Origin of the sequence: Pseudomonas xanthosomatis (assembly GCF_019139835.1) — a bacterium.
Classification (GTDB): Bacteria; Pseudomonadota; Gammaproteobacteria; order Pseudomonadales; family Pseudomonadaceae; genus Aquipseudomonas; species Aquipseudomonas fakonensis.
This window is the reverse complement of record NZ_CP077075.1, coordinates 3320205-3342673: the sequence shown is the minus strand read 5'-3', so window position 1 is coordinate 3342673 and position 22469 is coordinate 3320205. Positions and strand designations below refer to the sequence as shown.

Sequence of the window (22469 nt, the reverse complement as noted above, 5' to 3'; positions counted from 1 at the left end):
GGCCGTCCCTGGCCCGATCGGCGCTCGACCGGCATCCATGCCGGTCGCCCTCCTACGCAATCCCTACGCTCGGCCTCCTGAAGTCGCGATTTGTGTTGCCTGAACTTCCGCGCGCTTAGAAGCAAGATCAAGAGCCAGATCAAGAGCCAGATCAAGAGCAGAGATATTGGTTTAATTATTATTGATGTGTTGTTTGTTGGGCCCCTATCTCCGGCTTGCCGGCGATTGCAATCCTGAGTTCCCACAAATGCAACTAGCGGTTAGCTGCGCCATCCCAGGCGCCGCCCCTAACTTCGCGACTTCAGGAGGCCGAACGCAGGGATTGCGTAGGGGGGCGACCGGCATGGATGCCGGTCGAGCGCCGATCGGGCCAGGGACGGCCCGTCGGCGCGTACCCCCGGAGCAAGCCCGGAGTGAGGGTACCCCGGAGCGAAGCGTAGGGGCCGTATGAATGGAGCGTGTACGGGTCACCCACATGGGTTACACAAAAGTTCGCTCACATAGGTGACAACACCTGAAGTGTTACATAACCATCATCGGCATCTCGCTCATCGATCCTGCCGAGAATGATTGGGCCGAAAATAACATCCCACACCCCATCCCCGACTTGCTCCAGCCCAATGGTCTGATGCTTGAGCACGTAACCTACATAGATCCTCAAACCCCGGCGGTTGACGATGCCACTGCGATCAGCTGGCAGGCTCTCGATATGACTGGGGTAAGTCATTTCAGGTAGTTTTTCCGGGAACGGGCGTGGCGAAGGCTGGTAGCAGGACGCTGGTGTTTTCTGCTTCAGTGCTTCGTGGAGCCGCTCGTAATTGTAGTGTTGCCGGAAGCGGTCGAAGTGCCGTTGTTGAGCCTCCCAAGCCACTGCGGGCGGTGACGGAAGCGTACTTTTGAGTGTTCGGTGCATACGCTCGTGCCGACCATTTTGCTCCGGTCTGCCAGGCGCAATACGTTCAGGAATGATGCCTAGGCGCAGCCACCAGATGGACAGCTGGGAGAGCCCTGCACGCCCTTTACTGGCAAACGGCACGCCGTTATCGGTCCGGATACGTTCAGGTAGCCCGTTTTCACGAAAGACCTCAGTGAACACAGCCTGTGTCTCCAGAAAGTTCGTATTGGCCATGCTGTGGCACGCGAGCAAGAAGCGACTGGCGTGATCCATGATCGTCAACGGATAGCACCAGACCCCAGCTCCTGTCAGAAACTGGCCTTTGTAGTCCGCAGTGAAGAGCTGATTGGGCGACTCCGCCTTTTCAAGCGGCTTGGGATAGACCGCTACGCGCTGACGCAGGCGCCGCGGCTTGATCAGCTCGGCTTTCTTGAGGATGTTGTAGATCGTTGTCTTGGAGGGAGGCGCCTGGTCAGGAAAACGTTCCTGCAATGCGGCCTGGATCTTCTTGGGCCCAGGCTCCGTCTGGCCCTTGCCGCGTAATTCGATAATGGCCTCGCGAACGGCGACGGGTACAACCCAATCTTGCGTCAGCCGGCGACGGCTACGTTCCTCTAGGCCTGCTGGGCCAGCTTTCTCGAAACGCTCGACCCATTTGTAACCGGTCTTTCGACTGATCTCGTAGGCCTCGCAAAGGGCGCTGAAGCTAGGCGCCCCCTGGAGATAGTCAGCGATGAAAAGCACTTTCATGTCCATAGGTTTCAGCTCTCGCCAAGGCATGGTCAGATCCTCGAAAAACCGACCATGCCAGTTAAAAACTGTTACCTATGTGCGTGAACTGATTTGTAACCCATGTGGGTGAGTCATACCAGCGAGGATTTTTTGGTGACTTTTTGATCCTTCAAAAAGTTACCCGCCGTAAGGGCCATCCCTTTCAAGGTCTTTTCGTTTTGGCAGCCTTGATCACCCGGTCTGTTGAAACGTGGGCATGTACCGCCGTTCCCTGTACCCAGGTTTTGGGCTTGGCCACCTTGGGGCCTCGTGGGTTTTTCGCAACCTGCTTGGGCTGGATGTTCTTGGCCAGTTCCAGCAGGCGCCGACCTAATTCTTCTATAGGGACAACCGGTATGTGCTCCGATGGTAGGGCGATCTGCATACCCTCGTAGCCCCCTCGGATCTGGACCGCCAAGTGATAGATCGACGCCTCCCAACTCTCCGGCAGCGTCTCGCGGTGGGCTTGCTCAACACTGCGTTTCAGCAATGCCAGAACGTTGTAGGCCAAGACCGCAGTGGTGAACCCAAGCAGCGCAGCACGCGGGCTGCCGAGGGTTTCAATTTCACTTTCCAGAATGGCTTCTAGTCGCAGAAACATCCCTTCGATGCTCCAGCGACGACGATACAAATCTGCGATCTGCTGTGTGCTGATGCTCTCGGGCAGGTTGCTCCAGAACATCAGACTGGTATCGCCTGAGTCGTTTTTTGAATGGAGCGTCAACTCGACCCGCCGCCACGTGTGCCCGCCCCTCACCTCGATAGATTGCTCGCGTACCATACCTGTTGCGACGGGCATCGGCGCTTGCCACTCGCCTTCCTGGATTATGCGTGGGTGCTTGGCTTGCTCACGAATGACAAATGAAGTTTTCACCTGCCCGCACGCCTCCATCACAGGAAGCGTGCAGTAGAGCCGGTCAGCGATCCAAACCTGATTGGGCTGGGCATCAGCCAGTAGCGGTAGGACGCAGACTCGCTCACTTGCGTAGGCGTCTTCGCAGGGTTGCAGGTCAATTACCTGATCCAGATCGGGATCGTAGACCACTACCGAAAACCCCGGACGGGCAGCCCCGCGCTCCTGGCGCAACGCGCCAAGACGCTTTTCGGTGGAGGCCAGGTGGCTGCCATCAACCACCCGAATTTGCCAATTGGGAAGCATGGCCGAGCAGCCCAACTCATGGATCGTTGGAGTCAGTCGCTGTGCGCAACCTGTCACCAGGGCACGTAGTAGCGCAGGTTCTGTTCGACTGATTTTGTCGTAAAGCGCTGCCAGGCTGACCGGGAGATCGTCCAACTGCTTTGCCGCAGCATGTAGCGACGGCTTCAGACCCAGCGAAACGAGCGACATGAGCTTGACGATGGTCGAGAACAACAGCTCACGAGAGTACTGCCGCTGGCGGTGCTCTTCGAAAACCTGATCGACCCACTCAGGCGCAATAGCTTGCTCCAAAGCGAGTTTGGCCATGACGCTGGCCGGTGCTTTTTTCTCGAATCGCGCTAGAACATCAGCCCACATCACTCGGGTCTTCCTGACTGGATTTCAGCAGATTCTACCGAAGACCTTGAAAGGGATGGCCGTAAGGGCGGAAAGGTGAATAAGCGTCACTACAAATAATGAATGCGCATACAACTTTCAAAACCAACCAACCAACCAACCAACTAACCAACTAACCAACTAACCAACGGACCAACGGACCAACGGACCAACGGACCAACACAATAGCGCACACCACAAAACACAACCCACCTGCAAAACCACCACCGCCCGCAAAGCAGCACCTACAAAGGCGCATCCAACTGCCCCAACCAATACCCCACATCCACCTCATCAATCTGCTCGGCACGCAAAAACCGCTCGGCATACTGGCGATACACGCCACTGCCAAGAAACAACCGTAGCAACTCCCCGTCGATATGCCGGTCACGGGCCATGAACACCATGATCTTCACCGACTCCGAAAGCGTCTTGGCGGCCTTGTACGGCCGGTCGGCGGCGGTCAGCGCCTCGAAAATGTCGGCGATCGCCATCACCCGCTCCGGGATGCTCAGGGCATCCCGGCCAAGCCTGCGCGGGTAGCCGTTGCCGTCCATGCGCTCGTGGTGGTTGCCGGCAATGTCCGGCACCCGCCGCAACTGGCGCGGAAACGGTAGCGAGCTGAGCATGATGATGGTCTGCACGATGTGCTCGTTGATCTTGAAACGCTCTTCCTCATTGAGCGTGCCGCGGCGGATCGACAGGTTATACAGCTCGCCGTGGTCGCTGGCATGGGCCGGCAGGCGCATGTCGAAGCCCCACTGGTTGCGCGCATCGTCCCTGGCCACCGGCGGCTTGCGCGCGCCCCAGGGCACACGGTGCTCGGGGCGGTCGGCCAGCAGCGGCTCGGCCACCGGCAAGGGCGCCACCGGCACCCCTGCCAGGCGCACTTCTTCGTCGCGGGAAAGCCCAAGGCGGTTGTCGAAGTGGCGCAGCCAGCGGCGCTGGCCGATTTGCTGCAGGCGCTCGATATCGGCTTGCTCCATGAACTCGCCGCCGATGTTGGCCTTGGCGACGAAGGCGAAATCCGCCTGCAGTTCGGCCTGGCTGCGCGTTAACGCCGCTTGCAGTGCCTCACCCTGCCCGCCTTCGGCCAGGCCTTGCCAGTAAGCCAATTCGGCGTCGCGCCACAGCACCTCGAAGCGCATGCGCACTTCGTGAATGCGGTTGTACAGGGTCTCAAGCTTGGTGGCCTTGTCGACCACGTATTCCGGGCTGGTGATCTTGCCGCAATCGTGCAGCCAGGCGGCCACGCGAAACTCGTAGCATTCGGCCTCGGTCATGCTGAAGCTGGCGTAGGGGCCGCTGGCGGCGCCCACGGCCTGGTCCAGCAGCATCTGCGCCAGCTGCGGCACCCGCTCGCAGTGGCCGCCGGTATAGGGGCTCTTGGCGTCGATGGCATCGGCCAGCAGCTTGATCATGGCGTCGAGCAGGCGTTGCTGGGCCTCGGCCAATTGGCGGGTCTCGATGGCCACGGCGGCAGCGCCGGACAGCTGCTCGACGAAACGGCGGAACGGCCCACCCACCTCGGCGCCGCTTTCCAGCTGCAGCAGCAGCACCCCCAACAGCGCCTGGCTGCGGTCCCTGAGTACCAGCGCCAGGCTGCGCCCCTCCAGCGCCAGGGCCTGAGTAACCACGGCGGCGAGGTCATGCTGGCCGCCCTCGTCCAGCGCCAGTTGCGCCGGGTACCCTTCGCCACGGCAGGCCGCCGCCAGGCGCAGTTGCGCCGGTTCGCCATCGAGCAGGTAGACCGCCCCGGCGCTTACCCCGGCAGCGTCCACCAAGTGGCTGAGCACGCCGTCGAGCATGCGTTCCAGGTGACTTTCGCGGCTGAGGGTGAGAGTGATCGCCTGGAAACTGCCGATGGTGCCGGCCATGCGCCCAAGCACCTGACTGAGTTCGCGCACCTCGCTGACCCGCGAGGCGACCCCCACCGGGCTGCTGAAATCGAAGCTGGCAAGGCCGCGCACCTGGTCGGCCAGCTGGCGCAGCGGGCGGCCGATGCGCCGGCCAAGCAAGGCACCCAGGGCCAGCAGCACGGCGATCAGCGCCGCCGTCCACAAAAGTTGCTCCAGCAGCACCTTGCGCGCATCGGCCAACAGTTCGTGGGCCGGCACGGCAATCAGTACCTGCAGGTCTTGCCCGGCCAGTTTCAGTTGCACGCGCATGCCATACCAGGTCTGCCCCGCTACCTCGTAAGGCTTGGCCCGGGTGCCGGCAGCCGCGTCGGCATACAGGCCTGCAAGGCTGGGGATGCCCAGTTCGCTGATGTGCGACAGGCGCACGGCCTGGCCTTCACGCACGATCACCCGCTCCAGCTCCGGGTAGGCCACCACGTTGCCCTGGCCATCGACCACGGCGATTTCCGTACCAGGAGTCATGCGCAGGTCGCGGCTCTCGCTGGCCAGATCATTGACCGACACGTCCATGCCGATTACCGCACCGCCGTCGGCACTGCGCTGGGCCATGGTCAGGCCGATCTCGCGGGTGGTGAAGAACACATAGGGGTGGGTGAGTACCGTGCCCGGCTGGGCGCTGGCCTTGCTGAACCAGGGCCGGGTGCGCGGGTCGTAGCGGTAGTCCGGCTTGAGCTGGGTACTCAGCAGGTTGAGCGCCGGGTCGTAGAAGCGCCACTCGCCGAGCAGCGCGCCGTCAGCACCATGGCTGACGCTTTGCACCAGGTAGCGGGTGCCGGCGGGTGCCTCGAAGCGTTCGAGCAACTGCGGGTCGCGCAGGCGGCGCACCAGCAGGAAGTCGCCGTTGGGGTAGCCGAGGTAGGCGGCGCTGAGCATGCGGTTGGCCTTGAGGGTCTCGACCAGTTGCCCAAGGCCCTGCAGGCGCTGCTGCAGGTCACCTGCGACCGGGTTGAAGGCCAGCAGGCGGATGCTGCTCTGGGCCGGGTCGACCAGGCGCCGGGCGCGTTCATCGATGGTCTTGCCGACTTGCTGGGCAGCGTCGCCTGCGGCGGCCACCAAGGTTTGGCGCAGGCCGCGATAGCCTTGCCAGGCCAGCGCCGTGCCCAGTACCAGCATGCCCAGCACGATGGCCAGCGCCACCACCAGTTGCAGCGAAACGCCGCGGCCGGGGCGGCTCATGGCTGAGCGCCCCGGGCTTTTACAACTGCAACATGACCCATCGACACGCAGCCCATCCCAGGTACTCCATGTGTGCGGTTTCAACAGTGTAATCAGCCAGGGGGAACGTGCAGCGAGGCCGGGGGCGATACTGGCATATTGACTGTTGCGGCTCCAGAGGGTGGGTGGGGTTCGGGGCCTTGATGCCGTGCCTTTCAAGGTATTTGCGGCGCTTTCGATAGCGGTGCTTGCCTTCCAGATTGCCGGGGGCGCTGGGCGCCCCCATCGCGACACGAGCAACTGCCTTGTGCTGCCTGAACCGGCCTCATCGCCGGCAAGCCGGCTCCTACAGGTACGGCACTGGCCTGAAGCTTATGCAATTCCCGTGGGAGCGGGCTTGCGGGCGGCGCTCGGCCTGATAGGCGCTGCAAGGGTTACGGCGAGCACCTCGCAACCCTTGACACCAACCTGCAGCTCAAAGCCGCGCAACCCGCCTATTGATGGGCCACTGAACAGCGCGCCGCTGCGCAGGGTCGCCCCACAGCACGTACAGGTCCTCGGCATTAGCGCTAATGCAAATCGCAAGCAGCCCCGCGCAATGGCTTTACCTCGCCCCTTGCAAAGCTGTTAGCCTTGGCCTGTTCAGGTCAGTACGGACATTTCATGGCCAACCACAAGATCGAGATCCGCCGGCGCAACGTCGAGAAAATCCTGCTCGCTGCCGAGCAGGTGTTTGCCGACAAAGGCTACGGCGCCACCTCCATGGGCGATATCGCAGAACAAGCGCAGTTGCCGCGCTCCAACCTGCATTACTACTTCAGCACCAAGGACGACCTGTACCGTGCGGTGCTGCAGGACCTGCTGGAGGTGTGGAAGCAGGACGCGCTGTGTTTCGAGCGCTTCGACGACCCGCGGGTGGTGCTGACCAGCTATATCCGCGCCAAGATGGGCCACTCGCGCACGCGGCCGCTGGGCTCGAAGATCTGGGCCGAAGAGATTCTGCACGGTGCGCCGTTGCTGGGGGCGAGCCTGGATGAAACCCTGGTGCCCTGGGCGCAGCTCAAGCAGGCGAAGATCAAGGGGTGGGTCGAGGACCGGCGCATCCTGCCGGTAGAGCCTTCGGCGCTGCTGTACATGATCTGGGCGGCGACCCAGCACTATGCCGACTTTGGCTACCAGGTGGCGCTGCTCAATGGCGGTGAGCCGCTGTCGGACCTGGCCTTCGAAGGCGCGGTGCAGACGGTGACCAGCGTGATTCTGCGGGGGATCGGGCTGGAGCCTTGAGGGCCCGCCCCTGTAGGTGCGGCCTTGTGCCGCGAAAGGGCCGCATGGCGGCCCCGGCGATTCTGCAGGGTGCGCAGATCCTGGGGCCGCTTCGCGACACTTTCGCGGCACAAGGCCGCTCCTACAGGAGAGTGACACTTTCACGGAAGGCTCAACTGGCCTCACGGTACGGATTGCGCGGGTCCTGGGTCCAGTTCAGGTACGGTTTGCCGGTCTCCTGCGCCTGCATGTCGATGCAGCTCTCCACCGGGCAGGTGATCTGGCACAGGTTGCAGCCCACGCACTCTTCCTCGATCACGCTGTAGGCATGGGTACCGTCGGCCTTGAGCGTGCTGGCGATGGCCTGGTGCGAGGTGTCCTCGCAGGCGATGTGGCAACGCCCACAGCCAATGCACGCGTCCTGGTCGATATGCGCCACCGACTTGTAGTTGATGTCCAGGTACTTCCAGTCGGTGGTGTGCCCCACCGCCTGGCCGCGAAACGCCTCGAGGGTGCGGTGGCCGTGCTGGTCCATCCAGCGCGCCAGGCCGTCCTGCATGTCTTCGACAATACGAAAACCATGCAGCATCGCCGCCGTGCACACTTGCACCGCGCCACTGCCCAGGGCAATGAACTCGGCAGCGTCGCGCCAGCTGCCGATGCCGCCGATGCCGCAGATGGGCAAGCCGCGGGTTTCGGGGTCGCGGGCAATTTCGGCGACCATGTTCAGGGCAATCGGCTTGACCGCCGAACCGCAGTAGCCGCCGTGGGTGCTCTGGTCGCCGACGATGGGGTGGGCGACCATGCGCTCCAGGTCGACGCTGGTGATCGAGTTGATGGTGTTGATCAACGACACCGCGTCCGCCCCACCGCGGTGGGCGGCGCGGGCAGACTGGCGAATGTCGGTGATGTTCGGCGTGAGCTTGACGATCACCGGCAACGAGCAGTGGGTCTTGCACCAGCGGGTGACCATTTCCACGTACTCCGGCACCTGGCCCACCGCCGCGCCCATGCCGCGCTCGGGCATGCCGTGGGGGCAACCGAAGTTAAGCTCGATACCGTCGGCGCCGGTGGCCTCCACCAGCGGCAGGATGAATTTCCAGGATTCTTCCACGCACGGCACCATCAGCGACACGATCAGCGCGCGGTCAGGCCAGTCCTTTTTCACCTGAGTGATCTCGCGCAGGTTTATTTCCAGCGAACGGTCGGTGATCAGCTCGATGTTGTTGATGCCCTGCACCAGGCGGTTGGCGCCGTAGTGCGCTGAATAACGCGACGACACGTTAACCGCCGCCGGGTCTTCGCCGAGGGTCTTCCACACCACCCCGCCCCACCCCGCCTCGAAGGCGCGGACCACGTTGTAGGCCTTGTCGGTGGGTGGCGCCGAGGCCAGCCAGAAGGGGTTGGGCGCCTTGATGCCGGCGAACACGATGGACAGATCGGCCATTTACGCAGCCTCCACATTAAGCATGAGTTGGGCATGGATGGCCTCGGCGGCCAGCTTGCCGTGCTGCACCGCCTGGACGGTGAGGTCCTGGCCCAGCGCCGTGCAGTCGCCACCGGCATAGACGCCCGGCAGGTTGGTGCGCATCTGCGCATCCACCTGGATACGCTCGCCGTCGCGGGCCAGTTGCGCCGCCAGCGGGTCGCGCAGGCAGCTGTCGTCGAAGCGCTGGCCGATCGCCTTGAAGATCGCGTCCGCCGCCAGCTCGAAGCTTTCGCCGGTGTCCTGCAGGCGCCCGCCGGCCAGCTGCGTGCGGGCAAAGCGCATGCCGCGCACCCGGCCCTGGTCATCCAGCAGTACCGCGTCGGGGCGGGCCCAGGTGTGCAGGCGCACCTGGTTGTGCTTGGCGATTTCCTGCTCGTGGCCGGTGGCACCCATGTCGGCCTCGCCGCGGCGGTACACCAGGTTGACGTCGCGCGCGCCCAGGCGGCTCATCTGCACGGCCATGTCGATGGCGGTGTTGCCGGCGCCAATCACCAAACAGCGGTCGGCCAGCGGCAGCTGGCTCAGGTCATCGGCCTGGCGCAGTTCGCGGATGTATTCGGTGGCGGCCAGCAGGCCGGGGGCGTCCTCGTCGGGCAGGCCGAGTTTGCGCACGGCGTTCAGGCCCAGGCCGAGGAACACCGCATCAAACTGGCTGTGCAGCTCACTCAAGGTGAGGTTGGCGCCCAGGCGCTGGCCTTGGCGGATCTCGATGCCGCCGATACCCAGCAAGAACTCCACCTCGCGCTGGGCGTAGTCATCCACCAGCTTGTAGCGGGCGATGCCGTATTCGTTGAGGCCACCGGCCTTGTCGCAGGCTTCGAACACCACCACGTCATGGCCATGCAGGGCCAGGCGATGGGCGCAGGACAGCCCGGCAGGCCCGGCACCGACCACGGCGATGCGCTTGCCGGTGGCCGGCGCGCGCTGGAACGGGTGCTGGGTGAAGGCTGCGTTGTCCAGGGCATAGCGCTGCAACTGGCCGATCAGCACCGGCGCGCACTCCTGGGCGTTGTTGCGCACGCAGGCCTGCTGGCAAAGGATTTCGGTGGGGCATACCCGGGCACAGCTGCCGCCGAGGATGTTGGCCGACAGGATGCGCTCGGCGGCGCCCTGCACGTTACCGTCACTGATGCGGTGGATGAACGACGGGATGTCGATTTCGCTGGGGCAGGCGTTGATGCACGGGGCGTCGTAGCAGTACAGGCAGCGCGCGCTTTCCAAGATGGCCTGGCGGTCGGTGAGCGGGGGCGCGAGGTCGCTGAAGGCCTCGCTTAGCTGGTCGGCGCCGGCACGGGGGCGCGGCAAGTGGTTCAGGGCGTCGATCACGGTTGTAGCCTCTCTTTTTTTAGTTGGGCTTCAAACAGGCGCGCTTTGCGCCCGATCGCCGGCAAGCCGGCTCCTACAGGTCCGGTGAGACCTGCGCGGTGTTACCCCTGCAGGAGCTGGCTTGCCAGCGATGGGCTGCGCAGCAGCCCCAATGGCCTCAGCGCTTTACCGGCGTCGGCTTGTGCTGCTCGGCGCGGCGTTCGAGCACCTCGTACACCGACGGGTACGCCGGCCGTTCCACATAACGCCCCGCGCCCGGCTCGGCGCGCAGGTCGCCATCGGCCCACAGCAACTTGCCCTGGCTGATGGTGTGGCTGGGGATGCCGCGCACGGTGCGGCCTTCGAAGATGTTGAAATCGACCCGCTGGTGATGGGTGCTGGCGCTGATGGTGCGGGTACCTTGCGGGTCCCACAGCACAAGGTCGGCATCGGCGCCGACGCGGATCGCGCCCTTGCGCGGGAACAGGTTGAAGATCTTCGCCGTGTTGGTGGAGGTCAGCGCGACGAATTCGTGCATCGACAGGCGCCCGCTGTTCACCCCGGCGTCCCACAGCACCGCCATCCGGTCCTCGATGCCGGCGGTGCCGTTCGGGATGCGGCTGAAGTCATCACGGCCCATGGCCTTCTGCTCGGCGCAGAAGCAGCAGTGGTCGGTGGCGGTGGTGTGCAGGTTGCCCGACTGCAGGCCGCGCCACAGCGCCTCCTGGTGCTCGCGCGGGCGGAACGGCGGGCTCATCACGTAGCCGGCGGCGGTAGCCCAGTCCGGGTCGCGGTACACGCTGTCATCCAGCAGCAGGTGGCCGGGCAACACCTCGCCGTACACCGGCTGGCCCTTGGCCCGGGCGTAGGTGATCTCGTCCAGCGCCTCGCGGCTGGAGATATGCACCAGATACAGCGGCGTACCGAGGGTTTCGGCAATGCGGATGGCGCGGCTGGCGGCCTCGCCTTCGACTTGCGCCGGGCGTGACAGCGGGTGCGCCTCGGGGCCGGTCAGGCCCTGGGCCAGCAGTTTTTTCTGCAGGTGGTACACCAGCTCGCCGTTCTCGGCATGCACGGTGGGTACCGCGCCCAGTTGCAGGCAGCGCTCGAAGCTGGCCACCAGGGTGTCGTCGGCGGCCATGATGGCGTTCTTGTAGGCCATGAAGTGCTTGAAGCTGTTCACCCCATGCTTGGCCACCAGCTCGCCCATCTCCTCGGCCACCTGCTCGCTCCACCAGGTGATGGCGACGTGAAAGCCGTAATCGGATGCGCTTTTTTGCGCCCAGCCGCGCCAGGTGTGGAAGGCCTCCAGCAGCGACTGCTGCGGGTTGGGGATGACGAAATCGATGATCGAAGTGGTGCCGCCGGCAAGGCCTGCGGCGGTGCCGCTGAAGAAGTCCTCGCTGGCCACCGTGCCCATGAACGGCAGCTGCATGTGGGTGTGCGGGTCGATGCCGCCGGGCATCAGGTACTGGCCGCTGCCGTCGAGCACCTGGCAATCGGTGGGGGCTTGAAGGTTCGGGCCAATGGCGCGGATCAGGCCATCGGCACACAACACATCGGCGGGGTAGCTTTCTTCGTGGGTGACCACGGTGGCGCCACGGATCAACAGGGACATGCCGTCTTCCTCGCAGGCTGACCGGTCTATTGGCCGGTTCTTGGAATTTTTACGCCAGTGCCTGAAGGCTCGAACCAATCCTGTCAGACTTGACAAGATTCGAGGCTAGTAGCTGATTCTGCATTGATCAAGAAAAAATATAAGCAAATTACAAAGTCATTAAATAACTGATTTTTAAAGATTATTTAAACAAATCACCAAAACGATGCAGCCCCTCACCATTTTGACGCACTTGACAGGAAGCCAAATTGGTCAAGATTTTCTACGCAAATTCAGCTGTTTGAAACCGGCAGGATGGCGCAGGCCGCGCCCGATGTTTTCCAGGCCGCACCGCTTTGAACCACGGTGCGTGGGGCCCGCCGGCAAGACAACGCACACGGCCCGTGATCCGTATTGCTTGCCTGCACAGCTGAATGCATTTGCAAGTCAGTGAGTTACCTGCAGCCGGCGGCAGCCCGCCGGGCTGGCCGCGGCCAACCCGGCACGTTTGTTGAAGGCCCAGGCCAGCCGCCATGGCCGGGCCGCAGGTGCAGTACTGGTGGTGTGTGTACTCCGGCCATCGCATAGCCCGATGAGCGACAACGACAAGAAAAACCTGGAGAGCCCCATGCAACAGAGCAGATCGAAAGTGATCGAGCAGCACGGCCTGTACGAGCTCGAAGCGGCCAGCGACGTGCTCGACAGCCCCCGCTACAACCACGACATCGCCCCCACCAAGGTGCACCAGCGCACCTGGAACAAGTGGCACATCACCGCGCTGTGGGTGGGCATGTCCATCTGCGTGCCCACCTACACCCTTGGCGGTGTGCTGACGGCCTACTTCGGCCTGAGCGTGGGCGAGGCGCTGCTGGCGATTTTGCTGGCCAACCTGATCGTGCTGATTCCGCTGACCCTCAACGCCTTCCCCGGCACCAAGTACGGCATTCCCTTCCCGGTGCTGTTGCGTTCTTCGTTCGGCATTCTTGGCTCCAACGTGCCGTGCCTGATTCGCGCGGTGGTGGCATGCGGCTGGTTCGGCATCCAGACGATGTTCGGCGGGCTGGCCATCCACCTGTTCCTCGGCTCGCTGTTCGAGGGCTGGAAGGCCCTGGGCGGCACCGGTGAGGTGATCGGTTTCATGCTGTTCTGGGCATTGAACCTGTGGGTGGTACTGCGCGGTGCCGAGTCGATCAAGTGGCTGGAAACGCTGTCGGCGCCGTTGCTGGTGGCGGTTGGCTTCGGCCTGCTGTTCTGGGCGCTGCCGCACATGTCGATGAGCGAGCTGCTGGCCCAACCGCCCAAGCGCCCCGAGGGGGCCAGCGTGGTCGGTTACTTCTGCGCAGGGCTCACCGCCATGGTCGGCTTCTGGGCCACCCTGTCGCTGAACATCCCCGACTTCAGCCGCTACGCAAAAAGCCAGAAGGACCAGATACTCGGGCAGATTTTCGGCCTGCCGCTGACCATGTTCCTGTTCGCCTCGCTGGGGGTGATCATGACCGCCGCCTCCGCCTCGCTGGTGGGCGAGACGGTGTCCGACCCGGTCAGCCTGATCGGCCATATCCAAAGCCCTGGCTGGGTGGCGCTGGCCATGGCGCTGATCATCGTGGCTACGCTATCGACCAACACCGCCGCCAACATCGTGTCGCCCACCAACGACTTCCAGAACATCGCCCCGCGCCTGATCGGGCGCAGCCGCGCGGTGTGGCTGACCGGGTTGATCGGCCTGGCGCTGATGGCCCACGAATTGCTCAAGAAGCTTGGCTGGATTGTCTCGGACGTAAGCCTGGAGACGGTCTACTCAAACTGGCTGCTGGGCTATTCCAGCCTGCTCGGGCCGATCGCCGGGATCATGGTGGTGGACTACTTCCTGGTGCGCCGCCAGCAGCTGGACCTGGCCGGGCTGTACCGCGACGACGTGTACCCGGCGTGGAACCGCGCAGGTTTCATCGCCTTCGCCATCCCGGTGGCCCTGACCGTGCTGGCCATCGGCAACAGCCGCTTCAGCTGGTTCTACGACTACGGCTGGTTCACCGGCTCGTTGCTGGGCGGCGGACTGTACTACGCCCTGGGCGCTGTGGCCTTGCGCGGCCCGGCGCGGTTGGCTAAGCCGTTGCCATGAGCCCCCGTTGCTGCCTGACAAAAACAAGCCTGAGGAGACACCCATGACCACGCCCGCCAAACAAATCCTGCAATCCACCCAGCACCACGTCGACAGCGCACGCCTGTGGCAGTCGCTGATGGACCTTGCCCAGCTCGGCGCCACAGCCAAGGGCGGCGTGTGCCGCCTGGCCCTCACCGACCTCGACCGCCAGGCCCGCGACCTGTTCGCGCAATGGTGCCAAGCCGCCGGCTGCAGCGTGAGCGTCGACGGGGTGGGCAACATCTTTGCCCGCCGCCCGGGGCGCAACCCCAAGCTGCCGCCGGTGATGACCGGCAGCCACATCGACACCCAGCCCACCGGCGGCAAGTTCGATGGCTGCTTCGGCGTGATGGCCGGGCTTGAAGTGCTGCGCACCCTCAACGACCTGGGCGTGGAAACCGAGGCGCCGCTGGAGGTGGTGGTGTGGACCAACGAGGAAGGCTCGCGCTTTGCGCCGTGCATGATGGGCTCGGGGGTATTCGCCGGCAAGTTCACCCTGGCCGAAACCCTGGCCAAGCGCGACGCCCAGGGCGTCAGTGTGGGCGAGGCTTTGAACGGCATAGGTTATGCCGGTGAACGTCCGGTGCTCGGCCACCCGGTGGGTGCCTACTTCGAGGCGCATATCGAGCAGGGCCCGATCCTCGAGGACCAGCACAAGACCATCGGCGTGGTGCTCGGCGCCCTTGGCCAGAAGTGGTTCGACCTGACCCTGCGCGGCGTCGAGGCCCACGCCGGCCCCACCCCGATGCACCTGCGCAAGGACGCCCTGGTGGGCGCTGCGGCGGTGGTCGAGGCGGTCAACCGCACCGCCCTCGCCCACCAGCCCCATGCCTGCGGCACGGTCGGCTGCCTGCAGGCTTACCCAGGCTCGCGCAACGTGATCCCGGGCGAGGTGCGCATGACTTTGGATTTTCGCCACCTTGAAGGTGCGCAGCTGGATGCGATGATCGCCGAGGTGCGTGCGGTGATCGAGGCCACAGTGGCCAAACATGGCTTGAGTTACGAGCTGGTCCCCACTGCTGACTTCCCGGCGCTGTACTTCGACCGTGGCTGCGTGGATGCGGTGCGTGATTCGGCGCGCAACCTGGGCCTGGCGCACATGGATATCGTCAGCGGTGCGGGGCATGACGCGATCTTCCTTGCCGAGTTGGGCCCGGCGGGGATGATCTTCGTGCCGTGCGAGGGTGGCATCAGCCATAACGAAATCGAGAATGCCGCGCCTGCGGACCTGGCCGCCGGTTGTGCGGTGTTGTTGCGGGCGATGCTGGCGGCGTCGGAGGCGATTGCCAGCGGACGGTTGGCGGCCTGAAGGGCCCTTGTAGGAGCCGGCTTGCCGGCGATTGGCCAGCGCTGGCGCTACAAGGCTTGAGATGATGTCGCGTTTGCCGGCCCTATCGCCGGCAAGCCGGCTAAAAGGATCGGCGGCGCCGTTGGGCGAGTCCGGTATACTCGGCGCCCCTGCCCCTCCGGACCCGCCTCCCCGCCATGCGCCAAGCCCTGCTCATCGTCGACGTGCAATCCACCTTCAGCCCTTCGGAAAAACTGGTGGATGGCATCCGCGCCCTGTCGGCGCATATCCCCACCGTGGCTTCCATCGAGCTGCACGACGAGCAGGTCACGCCGTTCCAGCGCCAGCTCGGCTGGCACCCGGCCGGTGAAGACGTGGCGCTGGTCGAGGCCGACAAGGTGTTCGTCAAGCACGGCTATGGCCAGACCGCCGAAACCCTCGCCTACCTCAAGAGCCTGAACGTGGAACGCGTGCTGGTGTGCGGGCTGCAGACAGAAACCTGCGTGCTGGCCGCAGGCTTTGCGCTGTTCGATGCCGGGCTATGCCCGACGCTGGTCACCGACCTGACCATGGGCTCGTCGCTGGACCGTTCGGGCAAGCTGGGCATCGAGCTGTGGCAGCACCACTTCGGCCAGGTGACCACTGCGGCCGAAGTGGTGGCCGGGCTCAAGGGCTGAGCCGGCCCCATCGCCGGCAAGCCGGCTCCTACAGAGGGGTACCAGACGCAGTCAGTGCGTCGGCGCCTTGCGCCAGGCGCAGAAGATGGTTGCCAGCACGATCAGCGCCGCACCTGCGGCCATGCAGCGAAGGCTGCTCGCCGAACAGCCACCAGGCGCAGGCGATGGCGTAGACCGGCTCCAGGGCGATGATCATGCCTGCAGTACGCGCTTGCAGGCCGTCCAGGCTCTTGACGAAGAGGAACTGCGAAAGGCCGGTGCAGAACACCCCGAGCAACGTCAGGTTGACCCAGTCCGAGGTGCTCAGGCTGCTGCTGCCCAGGTGACTGAAGGCAAGCGGCGCAACCACGATGGCCACCACCACGTTCTGCCAGAACGACACCTGCATGGCGTTCATGCCCGCCGGGCGGCGGCGGTTGGCAACAGCCAGCAAGGCGAACGACAGGCCCGAGGCCAGACCCCAGAGCAGGCCGACGGTGCCGCTGTCGAGCAGGTCGAAGGATGGCACCACCAGTACCAGGCCGGCAGTGACCATGCCCAGCAAGCCGGCCTCGACCGCACCGATACGCTCGCGGAACACGGTCATGTCGATCAGCGCGATGAACGCCGGGAAGCTGGCAAAACCGAGGGTGGCCACCGCCACGCCACCGACCTTGACCGCCACGAAGAAGGCCAGCCAGTGCGCGGCCAGCAGGCCGCCGGTCACCAGCAGCACGGGCAGGTTGCGCCACTTGAGCGCATCGAGCAGGCGGGTGCCCTTGAGCCCGGCGACGAAGCCCAGGGCGATGAAGGCGAAGGTGGCGCGGCCGAAGGTGATCAGGCTGGCGTCGGCCTGGATCAGGTGGCCAAGGATGCCGGTGAGGCCGAACAGCACCGCGGCGATGTGGGCAACGAGTAATGCATTGCGATGGCCGCTCGACGTATCGGCGGCTGAAACGGAGGTAGCGATCATGGCAGTCAAGTCTCACAAAAGCGCGCGCAACCATGCCGTGGCCGGCCAGGCGCGTGCTATTGGGTTTTAGGGCTGTAGTTATATCGTGCCGGTAGTCCGGGGCACGGGGCGCCGCAGCGTTGGAATTGTGAGGCGAGGCTGCTTACTCGTTGTACCGCGTCGGGCCGCCCTTGGCGCAGGGTTGACCGATGAATCAATTATTCGGATTTGGCGGTGGGCCGAGCAGATTGGCTGAGACGTGTGGTTGTCTGATTACGACGTCCTGAGTGACGGGGTGCGACATCAGAGTTTTCACGGCTTGGGGCCAGGCGTGCCGATGCAATCCACCGGCACGCCCGCAAAAAGTGCAGCAGTGCTGTATGGTTCGTAGCAACGCCGTACCCCTGGCCAACCCAGGCGCCGGCAAGTGTTCACTGATTTTCCGGAGACCCCATGCTGCGTGCCTTCGAACGCCGGCTCGACCCCTTCCCGCCCGATGAGGCGCCACCGCCGCCCATGGGCCTGCTGCGTTTCATGTGGGCCTGCACCCGCGGCGCCCGCGGCTACATCCTGGCATTCGCCCTGCTCAGCGCAGGAGTCTCGATCTACGAAGCCTGGCTGTTCGCCATACTGGGCCAGGTGGTCGACCTGCTGTCCACCTGGCAGGCCGGCGGCGATGCCAGTGCCCAGGAGCTTCGCGCACTGTGGAGCATCGGTATCGTGCTGCTGGCCAGTGTCGGCCTGGTGGCGTTGCGTACCATGGTTCAACACCAGGTGCTGGCGATCAACCTGCCGCTGCGCCTGCGCTGGGACTTCCACCGGTTGATGCTGCGCCAGAGCCTGTCGTTCTTCTCGGACGAGTTTTCCGGGCGGGTCACCACCAAGGTGATGCAGACCGCCCTGGCGGTGCGCGAAGTGCTCTTCACCCTGATTGAAATCATCCCCGGCATCGGCGTGTACTTCATCGCCATCATCGCCCTGGCGGGCGGTTTTGCGCTCAAGCTGATGCTGCCGTTCGTGGCCTGGATCGTGCTGTTCGGCCTGGCCATGTGGTACTTCGTGCCACGCCTTGGCCAGGTGGGCCAGGAACAGGCACACGCGCGTTCGTCGATGACCGGGCGGGTATCGGACGCCTACACCAACATCACCACGGTAAAGCTGTTCTCGCACTCCAGGCGCGAGGCGCATTTCGCCCGCGCGGCCATGGAAGACTTCAAGCTCACCGGGTTTCGCCAGATGCGCCTGGTCAGCCAGTTCGAAATCGTCAACCAGGCGCTGGTGGTGGGGCTGATCATGGGTGCCGGGGGCTATGCCCTGTGGCTCTGGCACCTGGGCGAGGTCGGTACCGGTGCGGTGGCGGCGATCACCGCCATGGCCCTGCGTATCAACGGCATGTCGCACTGGATCATGTGGCAGATGACGTCGCTGTTCGAAAGCATCGGCACCGTGCAGGACGGCATGCAGACCCTGACCCGTGGCCCCAAGGTGCAGGACGCGCCGAACGCCGGCGTGCTGCAAACCCGCGGCGGCGCGGTGAGTTTTGACCAGGTGCGGTTCAACTACAACGGCGAGCGTCAGGTGCTCGATGGCCTGAGCCTGGAGATTCGCGCCGGTGAGAAGGTTGGCCTGGTGGGCCGCTCCGGCGCGGGCAAGTCGACCTTGATCAACCTGCTGCTGCGTTTTTATGACGTGGACAGCGGCAGCATCCGCATCGACGGGCAGAACATCGCCGAGGTCACCCAGGACAGCCTGCGCAGCGTGATCGGCATGGTCACCCAGGACACCTCGCTGCTGCACCGTTCGATCCGCGACAACATCGCCTATGGCCGCCCGGACGCCAGCGAGGAGCAGATCCGCCGCGCCGCCGCCAACGCCCAGGCTGATGGTTTCATCAGCCAGCTCAGCGACAAGCAGGGCCACAGCGGCTACGACACCTTGGTGGGTGAGCGTGGTATCAAGCTGTCGGGTGGCCAGCGCCAGCGCATCGCCATTGCCCGGGTGATGCTCAAGAACGCACCGATTCTGCTGCTGGACGAGGCTACCAGTGCGCTGGACTCGGAGGTGGAGGTGGCGATCCAGGAGAGCCTGGATGAAATGATGCAGGGCAAGACGGTGATCGCCATTGCCCACCGGTTGTCGACCATTGCGGCCATGGACCGGCTGATCGTCATGGATGAGGGGCGGATCATCGAGCAAGGTACCCATGCGCAGTTGTTGGCGCGCAATGGGGCCTATGCGCGGTTGTGGCAGCACCAGAGTGGTGGGTTTCTGGGGGAGGACCGGGGGGTGGTTGAGGGGGTGGAATAGCTGGGGTTTGGGTTTGGGTTTGGGTTTGGGTTTGGGTTTGGGTTTGGGTTTGGGGCTTTAGGGTGATTGCTTTGGGAGATGTATCCGCATTCGTTGACGATAGCGGCTTTTCGTCACCTTTCCGCCCTTACGGCGGGTAACTTTTTGAAGGATCAAAAAGTCACCAAAAAATCCCTGCTCCTATCATCCGGCCCCCTACGCTGCGCTTCGGGGGTTCCCTCGCTCCGGGCTTGCTCCGGAGGTACGCGCCGACGGGCCGTCCCTGGCCCGATCGGCGCTCGACCGGCATCCATGCCGGTCGCCCTCCTACGCAATCCCTACGCTCGGCCTCCTGAAGTCGCGATTTGTGTTGCCTGGGCTATCGCGCGCTTAGAAGCAAGATCAACAGCAAGATCAACAGCAAGATCAACAGCAAGATCAACAGCAAGATCAACAGCCGGGATGTTGGTTTGATTGTTATTGATGTGTTGTTTGTTCTGACGCAATCGCGGGGCAAGCCCGCTCCCACGTTAGAACTGCGCTCGCTGAACCACGTGGGAGCGGGCTTGCCCCGCGATTCAATCCTGAGGTCCCACGGTGGCAACTAGCGGTTAGCTGCGCCAGCCCAGGCGCCGCCACTAACTTCGCGACTTCAGGAGGCCGAACGCAGGGATTGCGTAGGGGGGCGACCGGCATGGATGCCGGTCGAGCGCCGATCGGGCCAGGGACGGCCCGTCGGCGCGTACCCCCGGAGCAAGCCCGGAGTGAGGGAACCCCGGAGCGAAGCGCAGGGGCCGGATGATGGGAGCGAGCGGTTTTGCTTACTTTTGACAAGACAAAAGTAAGCCGCCGTAAGGGCGGAAAGGTGAATAAGCGTCACTACAAATAATGAATGCGCATACAACTTTCAAAACCAACAAACAACCAACAACCAATCTTAGTTCACAAATACCAACCATCACCCAAGCCAAAAAACCAAACACCTCAAGCCGTACTACGCGACCCATCCACCAACTGCAGGCTATTACGCCCACTACGCTTGGACGCATAAAGCAACACATCCCCCTGCTCCAACAGCGCCGCCAGGCTAGCCGGCGGCCGGTCAAACAGGTTGGCGCCAATGCTCAAGGTCACCGCCTGAGGCGTAGCGCAGGTTTGCGCCGCCGCATGCTGAAACTGCTGACGCAAGGCCGCAGCCAACGCCTCTATCTGCCCCCGCGAAGCACCACCCAAAAGAATCACGAACTCATCGCCCCCCAGGCGCGCAGCAATCGCCCGCTCCGGCAGCAGCGCACGGATCATCTCGCTCAGGGCAACCAGCAGCCGGTCGCCCGCAGCATGGCCGTGGTAGTCGTTGACCAGCTTGAAATGGTCGATATCGATCAGCAGCAAAGCCCCAGGGTTACCCGTTGCCACCGTGGCAAACACGTGCGGCGCCCGCACTTCCAGGGCCCGGCGGTTATACAACGCCGTCAGCGGGTCACGGGCCGCCAGGCGTTCGATACGCTCCTCGCGGCGGTTGCGCACCGTGCCGGTCATCGACAGGGCGATCAACATGATCGCCATGGCCCCCTCCACCAGCGACACCTGGATGATCAGGCCACGAAACGCGGCCAGGTCGATCAGCGTGCCAGAAACCAGCGCCGGCACGGTCTTGCACAGGTAAAACAGCCCATGCAGCAGCAAGATGACACGCAACTGAGCAGCCCCGACACCCAGCGACTTGCCGTGGGGCCGCAACAGCCAGCTGGCCTGCAAGGTGAACAGCGCGATCAACAATGATTGCACCACCAGAAGGGTTTTCGACCACAACGGCCAGCCCGGCAACAGCAGCATGCCGAGCCATACCGGAACCGCCAGCAACCAGGCCCGTGACAAACGCGTTTCGGTAAAGCGCGCCACCCCCAGCAGGAACAGCCAGTGGGCGGTGATCAAGCCGCCGTTGGCGAACCAGATACCAATGAACAGGTAGCCGCTGCTGCGTAGCAGCGCCAGGGAAGAGCCGATGCTGATAATGGCGAAACCGAGGCTCCAGCACAGCAGCGAAGACTCGCGCACGCTGCGCCATTCGACGGCCAGGTACAAAGCAGAAGCGGCCGCCAGCGCGATGGTGAGGGTAAGGAGGGTGGACGCGTCGAACGCCATGGAAAAAGCTGCCTGTATCTTTTGGTGCTAACTGTGATTGTAAGCGCTGGAGGGGGATTTGCGCCGGGCACAATGATATCCATATGATGGCATTTTAAATACGCATCACCCCATACGAATAGCCGGAGGCGACAGTCTACCGGGGAATGCCGGCAAATCCACCGGCCCGCCTCACTGCCCGGACAGAAAGCCCACCAGTTGCCGGCCGTGGGAACTCAGTGCCTCCCAACCGCGAAAACAGATGCGCAGCTCCAGGGTTGCCCAGCGCTCATCCAACGCGACCCGGCGTACCGCAAGCTCCTGCTCGGCACGCAGCGCCGCGGTCTCCGGCAGCATGGCGATGCCGGCGCGCTGCCCCACCAGCTGCGCGATGGCCTCGAAACTGGGTGCGCGCACCCGTACCTTCAGCGGCATGGCCAGGTTCATCGCCAGCTCCTCGACAAAACGCTGCATGGCCCGCTCGTAGGGCAGGCACACGAAGGCATGGCCCAAGGCATCGGCCAGGCGCATTTGCCCGCGCCCGGCCAGGGCATGGTCGGCCGGCACCAGCAACACCAGGCGCTCGGTGCGAAACGGCAACGACACCAGGCCGTTGTCGATCAGGTTGCCGTCGTACACGCCGATCTCACAGTCGCCGGCCAGCACCACCCGCAGCACATCGACGCTCTTGTGCTCCACCAGTTGCAGGTCGACTTCGGGGTAATCCGCTAAAAATGGCCCGAGCACCGCTGGCAGCAGGGTGCTGTTGGTCACCGTGGAGGCCGCCAGGTGCAGGGTAATGCGGCGCTGGCCGGCCAGTTCCTTGAGCGTGTCCTGCAGTTTTTGCGACTCGCTCAGCACCCCGCGCGCCGACTCCAGTACCAGCCGCCCGGCCGGGGTCAGTTGCATGCCATCGGCCCTGCGGGTGAACAGGGTCAGGCCACAGCGCTGCTCGAACAGGCGCAGCCGGGTGCTGGCCGCCGATACCGCCACCGGAAAGGTGGCAGCGGCCTTGCTCAGGCTGCCGGTGGCGGCGATGGCGGCCAGCAGGCGCAGGTCGGGCAGGTCGAAATGCATTACAGGGTTTCTCCAAAT

General features: G+C 64.0%; 13 protein-coding genes and 1 pseudogene. 5 read left to right on the top strand and 9 right to left on the bottom strand.

The genetic code is table 11. From position 1 onward, the window contains the following. Positions 1–496: 496 nt before the first annotated feature. The 3 genes from KSS93_RS14820 to KSS93_RS14810 all read right to left on the bottom strand — a co-directional run bounded on the left by KSS93_RS14820 (position 497) and on the right by KSS93_RS14810 (position 6295). Positions 497–1675, bottom strand: coding sequence for an integrase core domain-containing protein (locus KSS93_RS14820; protein WP_217884504.1), 1179 nt, complete (start codon positions 1673–1675; stop codon positions 497–499). A gap of 154 nt (positions 1676–1829) precedes the next feature. Next, the gene (locus KSS93_RS14815; protein WP_217888722.1) at positions 1830–3131 is read right to left on the bottom strand and encodes an IS4 family transposase; all 1302 of its coding nucleotides are present in this window, start codon (positions 3129–3131) and stop codon (positions 1830–1832) included. A gap of 314 nt (positions 3132–3445) precedes the next feature. Continuing rightward, positions 3446–6295, bottom strand: a complete 2850-nt coding sequence (locus KSS93_RS14810) for an HD domain-containing phosphohydrolase (RefSeq protein ID WP_217884748.1) — start codon at positions 6293–6295, stop codon at positions 3446–3448. Positions 6296–6937: 642 nt separating this feature from the next. Between KSS93_RS14810 and KSS93_RS14805 the strand changes: the two genes are divergently transcribed. Then, entirely contained in the window at positions 6938–7558 is a 621-nt protein-coding gene (locus KSS93_RS14805) for a TetR/AcrR family transcriptional regulator (RefSeq protein WP_217884747.1), read from the top strand. A gap of 151 nt (positions 7559–7709) precedes the next feature. Here the strand turns inward: KSS93_RS14805 and preA are convergent, their stop codons facing one another. From preA to hydA, 3 genes are all read right to left on the bottom strand, one after another. Beyond that, complete coding sequence (gene preA, locus KSS93_RS14800; RefSeq protein ID WP_217884746.1) at positions 7710–8984, bottom strand: NAD-dependent dihydropyrimidine dehydrogenase subunit PreA; 1275 nt, start codon at positions 8982–8984, stop codon at positions 7710–7712. Next, complete coding sequence (locus tag KSS93_RS14795) at positions 8985–10352, bottom strand: NAD(P)-dependent oxidoreductase (RefSeq protein WP_217884745.1); 1368 nt, start codon at positions 10350–10352, stop codon at positions 8985–8987. It abuts the gene before it with no gap. A gap of 157 nt (positions 10353–10509) precedes the next feature. Further along, entirely contained in the window at positions 10510–11949 is a 1440-nt protein-coding gene (hydA, locus tag KSS93_RS14790; RefSeq protein ID WP_217884744.1) for a dihydropyrimidinase, read from the bottom strand. Positions 11950–12556: 607 nt separating this feature from the next. On the opposite strand from hydA, the gene KSS93_RS14785 reads away from it, so the two are divergent. From KSS93_RS14785 to KSS93_RS14775, 3 genes are all read left to right on the top strand, one after another. Further along, positions 12557–14047 (top strand): NCS1 family nucleobase:cation symporter-1, encoded by a 1491-nt coding sequence (locus KSS93_RS14785; protein WP_217884743.1) that lies wholly within the window; start codon positions 12557–12559, stop codon positions 14045–14047. A 43-nt stretch (positions 14048–14090) separates the two neighbouring features. Continuing rightward, a complete protein-coding gene (locus KSS93_RS14780) occupies positions 14091–15377 on the top strand; it encodes a Zn-dependent hydrolase (RefSeq protein ID WP_217884742.1) in 1287 nt (428 codons plus the stop codon). Between the two features lie 176 nt (positions 15378–15553). Beyond that, complete coding sequence (locus tag KSS93_RS14775) at positions 15554–16033, top strand: cysteine hydrolase family protein (RefSeq protein ID WP_217884741.1); 480 nt, start codon at positions 15554–15556, stop codon at positions 16031–16033. A gap of 51 nt (positions 16034–16084) precedes the next feature. On the opposite strand, the pseudogene KSS93_RS14770 reads toward KSS93_RS14775, so the two are convergent. Then, positions 16085–16985, bottom strand: a pseudogene (locus tag KSS93_RS14770) (DMT family transporter). A 432-nt stretch (positions 16986–17417) separates the two neighbouring features. Between KSS93_RS14770 and KSS93_RS14765 the strand changes: the two are divergent. After that, a complete protein-coding gene (locus KSS93_RS14765) occupies positions 17418–19271 on the top strand; it encodes an ABC transporter ATP-binding protein (RefSeq protein WP_217884740.1) in 1854 nt (617 codons plus the stop codon). A gap of 963 nt (positions 19272–20234) precedes the next feature. On the opposite strand, the gene KSS93_RS14760 is transcribed toward KSS93_RS14765, so the two are convergent. Continuing rightward, positions 20235–21395, bottom strand: coding sequence for a GGDEF domain-containing protein (locus tag KSS93_RS14760; RefSeq protein ID WP_217884739.1), 1161 nt, complete (start codon positions 21393–21395; stop codon positions 20235–20237). Positions 21396–21566: 171 nt separating this feature from the next. After that, entirely contained in the window at positions 21567–22451 is an 885-nt protein-coding gene (locus KSS93_RS14755) for a LysR substrate-binding domain-containing protein (protein WP_217884738.1), read from the bottom strand. Positions 22452–22469: the final 18 nt, after the last annotated feature.